We start from the raw sequence: 18,110 nt of genomic DNA on the forward strand, positions 1-18,110 counted from the left end.
TATCATGACTAAAGAACAACGCTTGTATCAACATGCTACCCTAATCGGGCTCATGTCTGGACTTTATGACGGCACGCTAAGCATGAAAGACCTGCTCAAAAAAGGGCATTTTGGCATCGGTACGCTTGATCAACTAGACGGTGAACTCATCGTTTTAGAGGGGAAAGCCTATCAGATGAAGAGTGAGGACGGCGAGCTTCAGGTTATCGAAGTTCCAGACGATGCTCAAGTCCCTTATGCTGCTGTGACCAATCATGCGGCAGATGTGGCGTTTGAGATTGACCAACCTTTGGATGACAAGGCATTAGAGGAAAAGATTGAAGGGGTAAGCAAGGCTCCAAACCTCTTTCAATCCATTCGAGTGGACGGGGTTTTTGCTAGCATGCATGTGCGCTTGATTACCAAAACAAAAACAGGGGTCAAGTTTACAGAAGCTGCTGCCCATCAGCCAGAATATCTCAAAGAAGGGGTCGCAGGCACCTTGGTAGGTCTCTACTCTCCTGAACTTTTTCACGGGCCTAGCCTTGGCGGTTACCACTGGCATTTTATTTCAGAGGATAAAACCTTTGGCGGACATGTCATGGATTACACCCTAGACAAAGGAAGGGTTGAAATTGGTTTGATTGGTGATTTTGAGCAACATTTGCCAATGGAAAATGCAGCCTATCGCACCACACCTTTCCCCCTCAACGACCTGCTAGCAGATATTAAGGAAGTGGAATAATAAAGACATCAAAGAGACGAGGAAATTTCTCGTCTCTTTTTCCTGCCTGTGGTATAATGGAGAGAAAATGATTTAGGGGTCTGTTTTTGCTGTGCGTTCTTCACGCCCTTTGTATCTTAAAACTGCGACGCTTTTTCTGAGGTCAAATTGACCGAATGAAAAAGCTAGTCAGTCGCCTAGCTTCTTGCCTTATAGCAAGAAGTGTGTGATAAAGAGGAGCGTAAGCGACCTTTAGCACTAGCGAGTGGAACACGTCGCTATTTTCTTCGAGAAAAAGATAAGTTGTCCTTGGAACTAAAGGTTCCAGCGTCCAACTTCCTTTTTTCTCATCGAAAATTTTGCTAACGCAAAACATGACTTTGTATCTTACTAACTGAACACGCCCTACGAACTTTGGAAAATAGATAAAGCTTCCTAGAACTTTAAGGTTCTTCGTCAGCTTTCCTAATTTTCCTGTGTTCGCTTAACGGGCTTTGTATCTTATGAAACTGAACACGCCCTACGAACTTTGGAAAATAGATAAAGCTTCCTAGAACTTTAAGGTTCTTCGTCAGCTTTCCTAATTTTCCTGTGTTCGCTTAACGGGCTTTGTATCTTATGAAACTGAACACGCCCTACGAACTTTGGAAAATAGATAAAGCTTCCTAGAACTTTAGGGTTCTTCGTCAGCTTTCCTAATTTTCCTGTGTTCGCTTAACGGGCTTTGTATCTTAGAGTAATTGAACACGTCGCTATTTTCTTCGGGAAAAAGATAAGTTGTCCTTGGAACTTAGGGTTCCAGCGTCCAACTTCCTATTTTCCCATTGAAAATTTTGCTAACGCAAATCGCAACTTTGTATCTTAAATAACTGAACATGGAGCTAACTTCTTTAGAAAAAAGATAGATTTTTTCAAAGTTTTTTGGACTTTTCCAAAAATCTCCTATTTTTCTTTTGAAGTTTTCGCTAAAGCGAACCGCTCCTTTGTATCTTAGGAAAGGATCATCTATGAATCATATTAAATGCCCCCACTGTGGGACGGTTTTTACTGTTAATGAAAGTGAGTACGCCAAACTTTTAGAGCAAGTTCGTAGTCAAGAATTTGAAAAAGAGGTGGACAGTCGTTTAGCGCGTGAGGTAGCGCTCATCAAGGAGCAAGAAGACAAGCGTCTTCAAGCCCTGCTCCACGAAAAAGAACAAGAAAGTCAATCCCTTAAAGCGAGTTTGGAACAAGTCGCCCTAACCCACGATCTCAAACTCCAAGAAGCCCTAGCGCAAAAAGATAAGGCCATTAGCCAACTAGAGCAAGACCTAGAGCGGCTCAAACTCTTAGAGCAGCACAAGTGGCAAGAAAAAATAGCGGGTCTTGAGCAGCAACAAAGAGAACTCGAAAACCAACTCCTTCTGCAAGAAAAAGAACAAGCTCTAGAGCTTAACAAGGTACAACAGGACTACCAGAACCAGCTGACCCTAGCCAATGAACAAGTTGCTTTTTACAAGGACTTTAAGGCGCAACAATCCACCAAAGAGGTAGGAGAAAGCCTAGAGCGCTACATCGAAACTGAGTTCAACAAGGTGCGCCACCTCGCCTTTCCCAATGCTTATTTTGAAAAGGACAATCAGATTTCAGACAGTGGCTCTAAGGGGGATTTTATCTTTCGTGAAGCGGATGAGAATGGGGTGGAATTTTTATCCATCATGTTTGAGATGAAAAATGAAGCCGACACCACCAAGACCAAGCATAAAAACGAAGACTTCCTCAAAGAGCTGGACAAGGATAGGAGGGAAAAAGGCTGTGAGTATGCGGTTTTGGTCAGTATGCTAGAGGCAGACAGCGACTACTACAATACAGGGATTGTCGATCTTAGCCACAAGTATCCCAAGATGTATATGGTTCGCCCTCAGTTTTGTATCCAGCTTATCGGTCTTTTGCGCAACGCTGCCTTAAATAGTTTGGCTTATCGCCAAGAGCTGGCTTTGGTCAAGGCACAAAATATTGACATCACCCATTTTGAAGAGGATTTAGAAACCTTCAAAAATGCCTTTGCCAAGAACTACCAGTCTGCCAGCAATAATTTCCAAAAAGCCATTGATGAAATCGACAAGGCTATTAAACGCATGGAAGCGGTCAAAGCAGCCCTCACCACCAGTGAAAATCAACTCCGTCTTGCCAATAACAAGTTGGATGATGTGTCTGTGAAAAAATTGACCCGTAAAAATCCAACGATGAAAGCAAAATTTGACGCTTTAGTTCAGAAAACCGACTAATTTTCTTTAAATTACCGCCTAAACGTCCTTTTCTATTCATTTTTTGATATAATAGGGTATATGGTAAATGGAATTATCAATTTGAAAAAAGAAGCGGGTATGACCTCGCATGATGCAGTGTTTCAGCTCCGAAAGATTTTAAGCGAGAAAAAAATCGGTCATGGTGGCACGCTTGACCCAGATGTTGAGGGGGTCTTGCCCATCGCTATTGGAAAAGCGACCAGGGTGATTGAGTACATGACCGATAGTGGCAAGGTCTATGAGGGAGAAGTCACGCTTGGTCTTGCAACCACGACTGAGGACTCAAGCGGTGAAGTGATTGAAGAAAAGCAGGTCCCACTGAGTCTGAGTGAACACATGATCGACGAGGCTATGACACATTTTCTTGGGGAGATCACCCAAGTGCCACCTATGTACTCAGCTGTCAAGGTTAAAGGAAAAAAGCTCTATGAGTACGCAAGAGCTGGTGAAGAGGTGGAGCGTCCCTCTCGTCTGGTGACCATCAGTCTCTTTGAGCGCACCAGTCCCTTGACTTTTGAGCATGGTTTGTGCCGCTTTACCTTTCGGGTGGCTTGTAGCAAGGGGACTTATGTCAGAACCCTTTGTGTGGATCTAGGAGGTCGTCTTGGCTACCCAGCCCACATGTCGCATCTGGTTAGGACTGCTTCGGCTGGTTTGGAACTGGCTGATGCCCTTTCTCTTTCTGAAATTGAAGCGCGTGTGGCACAGGAGCAGTGGGATTTTCTCTTGCCGATTGAGATGGGGGTAAAAAGTCTGCCTAGTGTCGCCATAGATGAAACCAACAAGCAAGCCCTGCTTTATGGGCAATTCATTGAACTAGAAGGGGATGCTCCCTTACTTGCTGCCTACTATGACCAAAGGCTTGTCGCCATTTTGGAAAAACGTGGGACAAGCTATAAACCAAAAAAAGTGATGCAATAATTTATGAAGATAACAAAGATAACCGATTATAAGCAAATAAAAGAAGACAAACCAACGGTTTTGGTTTTGGGCTATTTTGATGGCCTGCATTTGGGGCACCGAGTCTTGTTTGAAACAGCCAAGGATCTGGCTAAGGAAAAAGGCTTAGAGGTTGCAGTGCTCACCTTTCCAGAGTCGCCACAGTTGGCTTTTAGAAAGTTTGAGCCAGATCTCTTAAAGCACATTACCTATCCTGAAAAACGCTATGAAAAATTTGCCCAGTATGGGGTGGACAGTCTGTATTTGATAGACTTTACTAGCAAGTTCGCCAAGATTTCTTCTGATGAGTTTATCAAAGACTATATCGAAGCCTTTCATCCAGAAGCTGTTGTCGTGGGATTTGATTACAAGTTTGGGCACAATCGGACCGACTGTGACTATCTCAAAAGAAACTGTGCGACAAAGGTCGTTATCGTTCCAGAAATCAAGATGGACGGTGAAAAGATTAGCTCCACTAAGATTAGATCCCTCATCAAAAAGGGTCAGGTCAAAGAAGCCAACCGCCTTTTAGGGGATGAGTTTTCCACCAGAGGTATTGTGGTTCATGGTGATGCTAGAGGCAGGACCATTGGTTTTCCAACCGCGAATCTAGCCAGCATTGACCGTGTGCATCTCCCAGCTGACGGGGTTTATGTGACCGATATTTTAGTGGGAAATCAACGCTACCGTGGAATGACCAGCGTCGGGAAAAATGTCACCTTTGGTGGCACAGAGCTTCGGATTGAGGCCAATATCTTTGATTTTCAAGCCGATATTTATGGCGAAACCATCGAGATTTTTTGGTTAGATAAGATTAGAGATATGGAAAAATTTAGTGGCATTGAATCCCTTGTTGGGCGTCTAAAACAAGATGATGCGATTGCAAAATCTTGGACGAGAGAAAAGAATGTCTAGGGTCTTTGACTGTCGTCCATGGTTAGAAAAAAAGCTCCTTCTAAGAGCTGCTGGAGTAAAAAGATGATAACCTTATTTTTATCCCCGAGTTGTACCAGTTGTAGAAAAGCTAAGGCTTGGTTAAGTAAACACCATGTTGCCTTTGTCGAGCACAATATTATGACCAGTCCACTGAGTGCGCATGAGCTGAGGCGAATTTTGTCCTTTACTGAAAATGGGACCGAAGACATTATCTCAACCCGTTCTAAGGTCTTTCAAAAATTAGATATTGATGTGGATGAGCTCACTGTCAAGGGTTTGCTAAACTTGATTTCTGAAAATCCTAGCCTCTTGCGTCGCCCGATTATCATGGATGAAAAAAGAATGCAGATTGGGTTTAATGAAGATGAGATCAGAGCCTTCTTGCCTCGCGGTTATCGGCAACATGAGTTGCGTGAAGCCACGCTAAAAGCAGAACTAGGAGAAGTATAGACAATGAAGCAGTACAGCTATCCTTTAGATTTGAGTTGGTCGAAAGCAGAAATGGAGAAGGTCATCCAATTCTTAAACCAAGTGGAAAAGGCCTATGAAGGAGGCGTTGATGCAGAAAAACTCTTGCAGGCTTACCGATCCTTCAAAGAGGTGGTCCCGGCAAAATCAGGAGAAAAACAACTGGATCGTGAATTTGAACGCTTGAGTGGCTACTCCACTTACAAGGCTGTTCAAATGGCTAAAGACAGACAAAAAGGAAAGGTCAAGCTTGAAAAATAAATTTAGATTTGCAAGAGAGCTCATCAAAAAAGCAGCTCAAGAGCTCCTTTCCTGTCAAGGTCAGTCCTTAACGGTTAAGGAAAAGACCTGTTTTGATGATTTGGTCACTAATCAAGATCACAGTGTTCAAGATTTTTTGGTGGGGGCTATTCGTAAGCACTATCCAGAAGATGAGATTTTAGCTGAGGAAGATGGCTTGCAGGCTGATTATCATGGTGAGCGGGTTTGGATTTTGGATCCGATTGATGGAACAGTCAATTTTGTCGCACAGGGAACGGATTTTTGCATTTTGATAGCTTATGCTGAAAAAGGCGTTGGTCAGTTTGGGCTTATCTATCACGTCATGTCCGATACCTTGTATAGTGGCGGTCCTTCTTTTGGGGTCTTTTGCAATGAAAAGGAGCTTTCCAACTATGAACCAAAGCCCTTTCATCGAAGTCTCATGGCGTCAAACGCTGCCATGTATCTGCATAATGAATCAGGCATTCGGGATTTGATTGGCAGGACGCTTGGTGTTAGGATGTACGGAGCTGCTGGAGTGAGTCTGTCTTATGTCTTGTCAGGGCGCTTAATGGCTTATTTTTCCAACCTTTATATCTGGGATTATGCCCCAGCGATGATTATGGGACAAGCTTTGGGCTATGAGATTGTGACCCTAGATGGGCATGAGCCTGATGTTACCAAACGTGAGAAGGTTATGTTTATCCCGACAAGCAAAAAAGAAGAGATTCTCACTCACCTTTCTAAAGGATAGCCCTTCCTCCTATCTATCCCTAGTAGTTCTATGTTTCTAGCATTTGACGAATAAATGAAAATATGAGAAAATGAAAGCGTAATAGTCGTCGAAAGAGATGAATGACTTAGCGAATCGTTAAGGAGAGAACAGATGAAAAAATGGCAAAAATGGTTGACCCTTAGCTGCACATTATTGTTACTTGCAGCTTGTGGTCACAAAGAGAAAAAAACGACCAGTTCAAAACCCTTAGAAGTCAATGAATCTTGGGTAGAAAAAACCAAGCAAGGAACAGGTCACGAAGATATCCGCTTAAAGTTTGATCAAATCAAACTTGGACAAGAAGCCCAAGAGTTCCAAGGAGGATCGAGTCTTGATGAACTAAAAGGGCTATTTGGAGAGCCGACCTCTCATTCTGAGAATAAACTCAATGATCAAGTCACCCTAGATGTCTATACATGGAAGACTGATCCCATCGTTGTCACTGTGCAGCAATTTCAAAATAGCGCCATCACACGGTCTATTTCAAACTTTAGTTTTGACCGAAAAGAAATTTTGACCTTAAAGGATTATAAGGATCTCACCACAGGGATGACCTATGATCAAGTCTTAGAAAAATTTGGCAAACCTGACGTGATGGCACAAAGCGTCTCTTCAGGCAAGACTGAGCTACAGGCAATCTGGACCAGTAACGTCAAACGTTCAGATAATGTAGCCAATGCTAATATCCAGCTGATTTTTGAAAACAATGCCCTCAAAACTAAGAGCCAAAGTGGTTTGGGTTAATACAACATTGCTTAGAACGGTTGTTCTAAGCGTTTTCTTTTAGGCTAGATGTCTGATGAGAAAACCTTATTTGGATTAAATAGGCAACTGGCTATGTTTTTTTATTGACAATATTCCTTTTTTATAAGAGAATAGAGGTCAAAGGTCGCATAAATAACGGATAAGACTAAAAGGTAGAAAACAGTTTTGTACTAGAGAGTGAGAACTATCATGACCAAAAATCAATCCACATACCTGAATGAAATGATGGCAGCAAAGAAAAATACAAGGAAGGCAAGCCAGCTATCTCCAACCAGCTATGATAAAAAACAACGCTATCCTTTCTCGCTACATTATGATGTGCGCTATGAAAAATTGGAGGAACTCGTTGTCTATCATGGTGCCAAGTCGGCATCAGCCTATCTAGAAGCTCTCATTATCAAAGAGTGGGAGAAGATGCAACGTAAATTAAAAAAAGAAGGAAGATGAGGCTTTCTAAAAATAAAAAGGGAAGCTTTTCTTCTTTTTTTGATCAAATGGATTGAAAAATTATTTAGAAATATTCTTAATTATATTTTTTTGATGCTTTATCGAGTGATGAAATCAAAATAAAAGGTAGGTAAAAAGTTATACAAGAAGAGGTGTAAGATTAAAAAAGAAATCCTTATAAATATATGATGGCCTTGATGATATAAAATGAGTAGAAATCTTTTTCTCTTAATCCTTTTTAAGAAGCAAAAGGATTAAACGAAACCTCATTATTCTTTATCCATCAAACCCTCATTTAGACCAAAAAAATCAGCAAAAATAGGAATACGTTACAAAAAAGAAATATTAGGTCATCAAAATGTTATTTGATTTTCCTTTCATAATATGGTTGAATAGTGCCTGTCAAAGTTTTACTTTGACTCTTAAAATCCATTAAAAAAACTTTCTATTTTTCTTCAAAGGTCAGAATCAGAATAAAAGTTTTTACCTACACCCACCAAAGTCTGTCGCAATACTTTGGTGGGTGTAGGTTTTTTTGATAAAAATTTAGAAAAAAATATAATTTTTTTGAGCTTATGCTTTGAAATTTCGTTCAGAATCTGCTAGAATGATAAAGAACAATAGTGCATATATATATATATATTGTTTTTTGAATATAATTTCAATGGAGGACGTTAGATCATGCTAAATGCAAGGAAGAATCGTGATACTGCCCAGCGATTTTCGATTAAGAAATTCAAGTTTGGTGCAGCATCGGTTTTAATTGGTTTGGTATTTGCAGGCTTTGTCGATGCCGTGCAAGCAGATCAATTAGGAACATCTAATCAAGCTTCAGAGGTGTCAAAAACGGTAGAAACACCGCCGCTAAATACCTCTTCGGAGATTGCAAATCAAGTCTTGACCCCAGAGAGTCAAGAAACACAAAGCGCTCAAGAGGAAACAACGAGCGAGTCAGTTCTTGATAAAGCATCCGCTAAAGTAAGAATCGATCAGGCAGCTGCTGCTAAAAAAGCGCAAATTGAGGCAAGTAAGGCTTCTCCAAAAGATAAGGCAGCAAAGCTTCTCATCGTTGACCAATTGGCAAAAGCAGGTAAAGAAAACGTTGAGCTTGCAAGTAATCAAGCTTCTTTGGATAGGAATGAAGCAGATATCCTAACCGGAATCAGTCTGGTTGAGGTACCTGCTGCCGTAGAAAGTGACGTCGCTACACCAGACAAGGAAGAAAGCCCAGTGCCAGAGGTGAGTGAAACACCAGTAGACACAGACACAGCTGCATCTCCTGCTCCAGAAGAAGCAGAAAAAGATGGCGTCACCAAGGGTTACTACATTGGTATTGACCGTCCAGAGGTTGGTGATGAGGCATCGTTTGTTGGTTTGGATAAAAATGGCAATACGCATGTCTATGCGGGTGGATTTGCCAATCCAAAAGAAGTCATCACATTCTTATCTCCGCTAGATGAGGAGGAACTTCGTGCCTATGCTGCTCCAGAATCATCTTTTGAAGGATATAGTATCTCCCCGAATAGAGAGATTTCTTACCAAGATCCAGAGCCAAATCGTTACACCTATCTTTTGACAGGTTCTCAAAACGGTAATGTCGTTTATGCCATTTCTGTTGTTGATGCCGCCCCAGAATCTGGTACAACCCCACACCACCTTTATATTACTGCGTTTGATAAGAACACAAAAGCAAAACTTGCTTCTTATGAGATTGATAATAACCAAACGCAAACCGTTAATATTCCAACATCGATTGATCCGCTTATTGCTCGATTTACATCAGATGGTAATGGAACGGTCACTTATACCAATCAAGATGAATCAAATAAGGTTGCACGTTTAGAGAGCTTGCTCGCTTCTGCAGCGGTTTTATATACTAATGCAGCCACCATCTCTTCACCGAGCTACACCAAGCAAACAACAGAGTATAAAGACAAGGATACACTAGAAGTGATTGCAGATCCGCACTATCAACCAGCGTGGACGGGTTATCACTATACCACCAAACCGATTGAAATTCCTGGCTATACTTATGATTCTAGTACAAAGAATGAAAATGGGAATGTCACTTCAACCGTTCGGAGTTTGAAAGGGGATGTGAGATACAGTCGTGTCGTAACAACGGCTTATACGGCTAAAAAAGATGGTAGCACAATCTCAACAGAATCTCCACGGGTTATGCTTTATATCAAGAGAGAGTATATTGATGATGATGGTACAGCAATTGTCACCATGTACCTTTCACCAAAAGATGCCAATAAAGAAACACTTCCATCAGCAGAAGATTTCTTTAACAATATGTCTGACTATACTTTGATCAAAGACAAGGTATATAATGTCGATAAAATTCCAGCTGAGAAGTTAGCGAAGGTTCCAACAGGACCAAACGGAACCGATAACGGGACTTACGTGGATTATACGTCTTATGTCTCCAATGACGAGAACGCCTTCTACCTTGCTCACAAGCAAACAAATATTGAGGGAACAGAGACAAACAATAATAGTATTCGTGACTATAATACTTTCCCAGAATCAACCGAAGTACCAGCGAATACTCGTGCGGTGATGCAATTCCCAATTGCACAGTACATTCCAGGAGTTTCTGGGTCAGGATTTGGTAGCAGCAACTTCCGTATTATCACACCAGGTAAGATTAACTACAGTAACGGTTGGGCTAAAGGTTCTGATGTGATTTACTACTACACGTTAAAAGGTGAAGTAGTGGTTCATTACGTCGATACGGACGGTAATGTTCTCAAATCTGAGGTTGTGGATACCCAACCAAGTGCGCGTGGCACAGAGTATGATACCAAGGATAATAAGCCATCAACTATCACGGTGACCACTCCAGTTGATGATAGCAAGGCAACGCCAGGTGTTTATTATTTAGTTAACAAAAACAGTGAATTGCCAGCAAACAGTAGTGTGTCTGTTGATAAAGAAACAGGCATAGAGGAAGGTTCTGATCCTGAAACTGGAAAAGTTGAAAAACCACTAAGTGTTGTGACTTATGTGTATGAAAAGGCTGGCGATGTTGTCGTTGACTACGTTGATACGAAAGGAAATAAACTCCAAGATCAAAAAGTTGATGAAAAAGATGCTCAACCAGGCATGTCATATAACACCAGTGATAAACGAGATAATGTCATCAAGACATCAGATGGTAAAACTTACAAATTAGCACCAGCAGGAAGCTATGATGTCGGAACAGTTGGCGACCAAAATCAATTGACTACACTAGGCACAAATAGTGCTCAGAATAATCTTGGTACGGATGCTACAACTGGTTCAGTGACAGCAGGTCAAACCAAGCATATTACCTACGTGTACCAAGAGGTCAAAGGTAACGTCGTGGTTAAGTATGTGGATGAAAATGGTAACCCAATCAAGGATCCACAAGACGCGAAGAAAGACGCACCAGTTGACGAAGCCTACGATACTAAGACGGATACGCTTCGCCCAAGTACCATTACCAAAGACGGTAAAGTTTATCAGCTCGTTCCAGCAGGCAACTATCCAGAAGCTGGTGGTCAAGTCGATAGTGACGGACATCTCACCACATCTGACCCTGTTTCTGGTCAGGTCGCAGAAGGCACCAAGACCGTGACTTATGTCTATAAGGAAGTCAAAGGTAACGTTGTCGTTGACTATGTAGATACTGACGGAAACAGCATCAAAGACCAAGTCAAGGATGAAATAGATGCGTCTGCGGGCACAGCCTATGATACAGACACTGACAACCGTCCAGAAGAAATCAAGGTCGGTGATAAGGTTTATAAACTAGTTCCAGCAGGTAGCTATCCAGTTGGTAAGGTTGGAGATAACCACAACTTGACTGAGTTGACATTGACTGAAAAAGGTTATGGTGTTGACCCAACAACGGGTAGCGTTGAAGCAGACAAGACTAAGAAAATTACCTACGTTTACCAAGAAGAAAAAGGTAGCGTTATTGTCAAGTACGTTGATAAGGACGGAAATACCCTTAAACCAGCGGTTGACGATGAAAAAGATGTTTCAGGTGGCACAAGTTACGACACAGCTGATAAGAAAGATAGCACCATCACAACTGCAGATGGCAAGGTCTATAAGCTCGTTCCAGCGGGTGACTACCCAGTTGGTAAGGTAGATGCTAACAACCATCTTGAATCTTCAGATCCAGTCGATGGTAAGGTTGAAGCTGGCAAGACCAAAGAAGTCACTTATGTCTATGAAGAGGTCAAAGGTAGTGTTGATGTCCGCTATGTGGATACCACTGGTAAGGAAATCGCTGATAAGAAAGATGTCGTAACAGATGCTTCCGCAGGCACTGACTACAATACGACCGAAGAAGCAACTCGTCCAGCAACTATTACTGCGGCAGATGGCAAGGTCTATCAACGTGTAGCAGCCGGCACCTACGATGTCGGAACAGTGGGTAGCGAAGGTCAACTCGAAACCCTTGATACCGCTAAGAGCGTTACAAAAGATCTTGGTACGGATCCTGTGACAGGTAAAGTCGTAGCGGAAGAAACCAAGCATATTACCTACGTTTACCAAGAAGTCAAGGGTAGCGTTGTCGTTGACTATGTGGATGTGAATGGGAACACCATCAAAGCACAAGTCAAAGATGAAACGGATGTATCTGTGGGTACGGACTACGATACTAATAGTGATAACCGCCCAGAAACGATTACAGGAACAGATGGCAAGGTCTATAAACTGGTTCCAGCGGGTAGCGACTATCCAGTTGGTACAGTAGGTACAGATGGTAACTTGACCGAAACGAAGAAGGACAACCTAGGAGTTGACCCTGTTACTGGTAAAGTTGTTGCTGGTGAAACCAAAAAAGTCACTTATGTTTACCAAGAAGTCAAAGGTAATGTTGTCGTTGACTATGTGGATACCGAAGGTAAGCCGCTTAAAGATCAAGAAATCGATACCCAAGATGGTTCTATCGGTTCAGCCTATGAGACGAATACCGACCATCGTCCAAATGAAATCAAGAAAGACGGTAAGACTTATCGCCTTGTTCCAGCGGGTAGCTACCCAGTTGGTACCGTTGGGGATGACCACAACTTGACCCAAACGACTACAACTCTCGGTGTTGACCCAACAACGGGTGAAGTCGCAGAAGGCACCAAGAAAATCACCTATGTTTACCAAGAGGTCAAGGGTGATGTCGTGGTTAAATATGTGGATGAAAATGGTAATGAAATCAAAGATCCACAAGACGCGAAGAAAGATGCACCAGTGGATGAGGCTTATGATACCAAGACGGATAGCCTTCGTCCAAGCACCATCACCAAAGACGGTGAAGAGTACGAATTGGTTCCAGCAGGCAACTACCCAGGAGCGGGTGGTCAAGTTGATGCTGACGGTCACCTCACCACATCTGACCCTGTTTCTGGTCAAGTGACCGAAGGCACGAAGACCGTGACGTATGTTTACCGTAAGGTCGTTAAGACAGGTAACGTTGTGGTTGATTATGTGGACACCAAAGGGAACAAGCTAGAGGCTCAAGTGGCAGATGAAACCGATGCTCCAGTTGGCACAGCCTACAACACCGATGAGGACCGCAAGAAAGCTGACATCACTGTTGGTGATAAGGTATATCGCCTCGTTCCAGCCGGCACTTATGATGTGGGTACGGTTAATGCTAATGGTAACTTGACCAGCCTAGATACTGCTAAGAGTGCTGAAAAAGACCTTGGTGTTGACCAAACGACAGGTGAAGTCGCACAAGGCACTAAGAAGATTACTTATGTCTATGAAGAAGTCAAAGGTAGCGTCATCGTCAAGTACGTCGATAAAGACGGCAAGGAATTGAAACCAGCTGTTGATGATGAAAAAGATGTTTCAGGTGGCACAAGCTACGACACAGCTGACAAGAAAGACAGCACCATCACCACTAGCGATGGCAAGGTTTATAAACTTGTTCCAGCGGGTGACTACCCAGTTGGTAAGGTAGATGCTAACAACCACCTTGAGTCTTCAGATCCAGTTGATGGCAAAGTCGAAGCTGGCAAGACCAAGGAAGTCACTTATGTCTATGAAGAAGTCAAGGGTAATGTTGTCGTTGATTATGTGGATGTGAACGGAAACAGCATCAAGGACCAAGTCAAGGATGAAACAGATGCGTCTGCGGGCACAGCTTATGATACGGATAGTGACAACCGTCCAGATGTCATCAAGTCAACGGACAGCAAGGATGGACGTCCTTACAAACTCGTTCCAGCGGGTGACTACCCAGTCGGGACGGTTGGTAACGATCATAACTTGACCGAACTCAAGCTCACAGACAAGGGCTACGGCGTCGATCCAACAACAGGTACTGTTGAAGCCGATAAGACTAAGAAGATTACTTATGTCTATAAACAGTTTGGTAGCTACGTTCCTTACATCCCAACTGAACCAGGCCGTGATATTCCGAAAGTTCCTTATGATGATACACCAGAAGAACCTAAGGATAATCCACCATTGCCATACATTCCTGGATTTGAGCCAGAAGTTCCGCTCACTCCAGTAGATCCAAACGACCCAACTAAGGGATACATCCCACCAAAACCAACAGATCCAAACGACCCAACGAAGGACACGCCAGTACCTTACAAACCAGTCAAAGGTGATGTTGTGGTGCACTACTACGACACGACTGGCAAGGAAATCGCAACTCCAGTGACGGATACGCCAGAATCTCCAGTGGATACACCGTACAACACGACCGACCACAAGCCAGAGAAGATTGAATTTGAAGGCAAGGCTTACTACTACAAGGAAGTCCGCTCTGACTCTAAGCCAGAAGATGGCAAGGTTGTGAAGGGCACAACGGTCATTAACTACGTTTACGAAGAAGCTGGTAATGTGGTCGTGAACTACAAGGATGAGGATGGTAACGTCATCCACGATCCAGAAAATGACACTGAAAACGGCAAACCAGGTGAGCCATATAACACCACGGATCACAAATACCCAACCATCGAGTTTGGTGGCAACACTTACGAACTCGTGCCAAGTAAGACCGAAGGGGACGAAGAAGGCAACGTTGAAGGTGGTAAGACCAAGGAAGTGACTTACGTTTACCGTAAGGTGGTGAAGAAAGGTAGCGTTGTGGTCACTTATGTGGATGAGAACGGTAACGAACTCAAACACCAAGTGATTGACGAGCAAGACCAACCAGTCGGCACAGCTTACGATACACTTGTCGATAACCGTCCAAGTCAAATTGTCAAGGATGGCAAGACCTATGAATTGGTACCAGCAGGCAACTACACAGTTGGAGCAGTGGATGAGAATGGTCACTTGACTAGCTCTGATGCGGTGACTGGTGATGTGGCAGAAGGCACGAAGACCGTTACTTACGTTTACAAGCTCAAACCAGAAGTACCAGTCCAACCAGGTAAGTACATCCCTTACATCGAGGGCAACGAGCCAAACAAACCAAACGATCCAGATCCAGTGCCATACGATGACACGCCAGAAGATCCAAGCAATAACCCACCACTTCCATTTGTGCCAGGTTATCGCCCACGTGATCCGAAGGATCCAAACGGAACGCCACTTAAACCAGTGGATCCAAATGATCCAAGCAAGGGTTATGTGCCACCAACCATCACAGATCCAAACGATCCAACCAAGGACACGCCAGTACCTTACGCTCCAGTTAAGGGTAGCGTTGTGGTAACCTATGTGGACACAACTGGTAAGACCATCAAGGCGCAAGTGACAGACGAAGACAAGGTTCTTGTCGATACGGACTACAACACCGTTGAAGACAACCGTCCAAGCACCATCAAGGGTGAAGATGGTCATGTCTACAAACTGGTTCCAGCCGGCACTTACCCAGTGGGTAGCGTGGATAAAGAGGGTCACTTGACCACTTCTGATGCAACGACTGGTAAGGTTGAGGAAGGCACGAAGACCGTGACTTACGTTTACGAGCGTCTCGGCAGCTACATTCCTTACATCCCAACTGAGCCAGGCCGTGAGATTCCAGAAGTGCCATACGATGAAACACCAGAAGAACCTAAGGACAATCCGCCGTTGCCATATATCCCTGGATTCGAGCCAGAAATTCCGCTCACTCCAGTGGATCCAAATGATCCAAGCAAGGGCTACATCCCACCAAGCATCACGGATCCAAACGATCCAACCAAGGACACGCCAGTTCCTTACAAACCGGTGACGCCAGAGGTTGTCAAAGGTGATGTTGTGGTGCACTACTACGACACGACTGGCAAGGAAATCGCAACTCCAGTGACGGATACGCCAGAATCTCCAGTGGATACACCGTACAACACGACCGACCACAAGCCAGAGAAGATTGAATTTGAAGGCAAGACTTACTACTACAAGGAAGTCCGCTCTGACTCTAAGCCAGAAGATGGCAAGGTTGTGAAGGGCACAACGGTCATTAACTACGTTTACGAAGAAGCTGGTAATGTGGTCGTGAACTACAAGGATGAGGATGGTAACGTCATCCACGATCCAGAAAATGACACTGAAAACGGCAAACCAGGTGAGCCATATAACACCACGGATCACAAATACCCAACCATCGAGTTTGGTGGCAACACTTACGAACTCGTGCCAAGTAAGACCGAAGGGGACGAAGAAGGCAACGTTGAAGGTGGTAAGACCAAGGAAGTGACTTACGTTTACCGTAAGGTCGTGAAGAAAGGTAGCGTTGTGGTCACTTATGTGGATGAGAACGGTAACGAACTCAAACACCAAGTGATTGACGAGCAAGACCAACCAGTCGGCACAGCTTACGATACACTTGTCGATAACCGTCCAAGTCAAATTGTCAAGGATGGCAAGACCTATGAATTGGTACCAGCAGGCAACTACACAGTTGGAGCAGTGGATGAGAATGGTCACTTGACTAGCTCTGATGCGGTGACTGGTGATGTGGCAGAAGGCACGAAGACCGTTACTTACGTTTACAAGCTCAAACCAGAAGTACCAGTCCAACCAGGTAAGTACATCCCTTACATCGAGGGCAACGAGCCAAACAAACCAAACGATCCAGATCCAGTGCCATACGATGACACGCCAGAAGATCCAAGCAATAACCCACCACTTCCATTTGTGCCAGGTTATCGCCCACGTGATCCGAAGGATCCAAACGGAACGCCACTTAAACCAGTGGATCCAAATGATCCAAGCAAGGGTTATGTGCCACCAACCATCACAGATCCAAACGATCCAACCAAGGACACGCCAGTACCTTACGCTCCAGTTAAGGGTAGCGTTGTGGTAACCTATGTGGACACAACTGGTAAGACCATCAAGGCGCAAGTGACAGACGAAGACAAGGTTCTTGTCGATACGGACTACAACACCGTTGAAGACAACCGTCCAAGCACCATCAAGGGTGAAGATGGTCATGTCTACAAACTGGTTCCAGCCGGCACTTACCCAGTGGGTAGCGTGGATAAAGAGGGTCACTTGACCACTTCTGATGCAACGACTGGTAAGGTTGAGGAAGGCACGAAGACCGTGACTTACGTTTACGAGCGTCTCGGCAGCTACATTCCTTACATCCCAACTGAGCCAGGCCGTGAGATTCCAGAAGTGCCATACGATGAAACACCAGAAGAACCTAAGGACAATCCGCCGTTGCCATATATCCCTGGATTCGAGCCAGAAATTCCGCTCACTCCAGTGGATCCAAATGATCCAAGCAAGGGCTACATCCCACCAAGCATCACGGATCCAAACGATCCAACCAAGGACACGCCAGTGCCTTACAAACCGGTGACGCCAGAAGTGGTGAAAGGTAATGTCGTGGTGCACTATGTGGATGAGGAAGGCAATGTCATCGCTGACCCAGTGACGGACGAAAGCAACACGCCAGTCGGAACGCCTTACGATACCACAGACCACAAACCTAAGACCATTGAGAAGGACGGAGTGGTGTACTACTTCACACGTGTGTCTAAGGATTCTAAACCAGAAAATGGTAGCGTGGTAGAAGGTACCCAAGACATCATCTATGTCTATAAGAAGGCAGGAAGTTATATTCCGTACATCCCAACGGAGCCAGGTCGTGATATTCCTAAGGTACCGTATGACAATACACCAGAAGAGCCTAAGGACAATCCGCCGTTGCCATATATCCCTGGATTCGAGCCAGAAATTCCGCTCACTCCAGTAGATCCAAACGACCCAAGCAAGGGCTACATCCCACCAGGCATCACGGATCCAAACGATCCAACTAAGGATACACCAGTTCCTTACAAACCGGTGAAACCTCAGCCAAAACCAGAACCAGGTCAACCAACACCTGATCCTAAGCCTGAGAAGCCTGTTTCACCAACACCTAAGGCTCCAGTGACACCTACGTCTCAACCAACTCCAGCTAAACCACAGCAACCTGCACTTCCAAGTACAGGTGAAACGACCAAACTATATTCTGTAGCAGGTCTTGGAGCGCTTGTAGCAGCACTAGGACTTGGTTTTATTGGAACAGCCAGAAAGAAAAAATCTGAATCAGAGGAAGCTTAGTTAGTCCTAAGTCCTGTAACAGCTGAGAAAATGTGTTGAAAGC

General features: G+C 44.0%; 9 protein-coding genes and 2 pseudogenes. All 11 read left to right on the plus strand.

Going from position 1 to position 18,110, the window contains the following annotated elements:
• The first annotated feature begins 4 nt into the window (after window positions 1-4).
• The 11 genes and pseudogenes from budA to ACZ49W_RS02645 all read left to right on the plus strand — a co-directional run bounded on the left by budA (window position 5) and on the right by ACZ49W_RS02645 (window position 18,067).
• Complete coding sequence (budA, locus tag ACZ49W_RS02595) at window positions 5-724, plus strand: acetolactate decarboxylase (protein ID WP_464813782.1); 720 nt, start codon at window positions 5-7, stop codon at window positions 722-724.
• A 986-nt stretch (window positions 725-1,710) separates the two neighbouring features.
• Window positions 1,711-1,858 (plus strand): annotated as a pseudogene (locus ACZ49W_RS02600) (MJ0042-type zinc finger domain-containing protein); the annotation flags it as partial.
• A 227-nt stretch (window positions 1,859-2,085) separates the two neighbouring features.
• A pseudogene (locus tag ACZ49W_RS02605) lies at window positions 2,086-2,970 on the plus strand (DUF2130 domain-containing protein); the annotation flags it as partial.
• A 60-nt stretch (window positions 2,971-3,030) separates the two neighbouring features.
• Window positions 3,031-3,912, plus strand: coding sequence for a tRNA pseudouridine(55) synthase TruB (gene truB, locus ACZ49W_RS02610; protein WP_464813783.1), 882 nt, complete (start codon window positions 3,031-3,033; stop codon window positions 3,910-3,912).
• A gap of 3 nt (window positions 3,913-3,915) precedes the next feature.
• On the plus strand, window positions 3,916-4,845 hold the full coding sequence (locus ACZ49W_RS02615) for a bifunctional riboflavin kinase/FAD synthetase (RefSeq protein WP_464813784.1): 930 nt from the start codon (window positions 3,916-3,918) through the stop codon (window positions 4,843-4,845).
• A gap of 63 nt (window positions 4,846-4,908) precedes the next feature.
• A complete protein-coding gene (locus ACZ49W_RS02620; protein WP_464813785.1) occupies window positions 4,909-5,316 on the plus strand; it encodes a Spx/MgsR family RNA polymerase-binding regulatory protein in 408 nt (135 codons plus the stop codon).
• Window positions 5,317-5,319: 3 nt separating this feature from the next.
• Window positions 5,320-5,595, plus strand: coding sequence for a UPF0223 family protein (locus ACZ49W_RS02625; RefSeq protein ID WP_464813786.1), 276 nt, complete (start codon window positions 5,320-5,322; stop codon window positions 5,593-5,595).
• On the plus strand, window positions 5,585-6,349 hold the full coding sequence (locus tag ACZ49W_RS02630) for an inositol monophosphatase family protein (protein WP_464813787.1): 765 nt from the start codon (window positions 5,585-5,587) through the stop codon (window positions 6,347-6,349). The genes ACZ49W_RS02625 and ACZ49W_RS02630 overlap by 11 nt, the downstream gene beginning before the upstream one ends.
• Before the next feature lie 132 nt (window positions 6,350-6,481).
• Window positions 6,482-7,114 (plus strand): DUF3862 domain-containing protein, encoded by a 633-nt coding sequence (locus ACZ49W_RS02635; protein ID WP_464813788.1) that lies wholly within the window; start codon window positions 6,482-6,484, stop codon window positions 7,112-7,114.
• 210 nt (window positions 7,115-7,324) lie between these two features.
• Window positions 7,325-7,582 carry a hypothetical protein gene (locus ACZ49W_RS02640; RefSeq protein WP_464813790.1) on the plus strand — a complete coding sequence of 86 codons (258 nt, stop codon included), beginning with the start codon at window positions 7,325-7,327 and terminating at the stop codon, window positions 7,580-7,582.
• A 681-nt stretch (window positions 7,583-8,263) separates the two neighbouring features.
• Window positions 8,264-18,067 carry a MucBP domain-containing protein gene (locus ACZ49W_RS02645; RefSeq protein ID WP_464813791.1) on the plus strand — a complete coding sequence of 3,268 codons (9,804 nt, stop codon included), beginning with the start codon at window positions 8,264-8,266 and terminating at the stop codon, window positions 18,065-18,067.
• Window positions 18,068-18,110: the final 43 nt, after the last annotated feature.

This window comes from Streptococcus sp. STR1/CE/0325 (genome assembly GCF_055386095.1).

Bases quoted from the DNA above. Each gene is read 5' to 3' on its own strand.
- ACZ49W_RS02640 (WP_464813790.1), top strand. From the start codon at position 7,325: ATGACCAAAAATCAATCCACATACCTGAATGAAATGATGGCAGCAAAG.
- ACZ49W_RS02615 (WP_464813784.1), top strand. From the start codon at position 3,916: ATGAAGATAACAAAGATAACCGATTATAAGCAAATAAAAGAAGACAAA.
- truB (WP_464813783.1), top strand. From the start codon at position 3,031: ATGGTAAATGGAATTATCAATTTGAAAAAAGAAGCGGGTATGACCTCG.
- ACZ49W_RS02635 (WP_464813788.1), top strand. From the start codon at position 6,482: ATGAAAAAATGGCAAAAATGGTTGACCCTTAGCTGCACATTATTGTTA.
- ACZ49W_RS02620 (WP_464813785.1), top strand. From the start codon at position 4,909: ATGATAACCTTATTTTTATCCCCGAGTTGTACCAGTTGTAGAAAAGCT.
- budA (WP_464813782.1), top strand. From the start codon at position 5: ATGACTAAAGAACAACGCTTGTATCAACATGCTACCCTAATCGGGCTC.
- ACZ49W_RS02645 (WP_464813791.1), top strand. From the start codon at position 8,264: ATGCTAAATGCAAGGAAGAATCGTGATACTGCCCAGCGATTTTCGATT.
- ACZ49W_RS02625 (WP_464813786.1), top strand. From the start codon at position 5,320: ATGAAGCAGTACAGCTATCCTTTAGATTTGAGTTGGTCGAAAGCAGAA.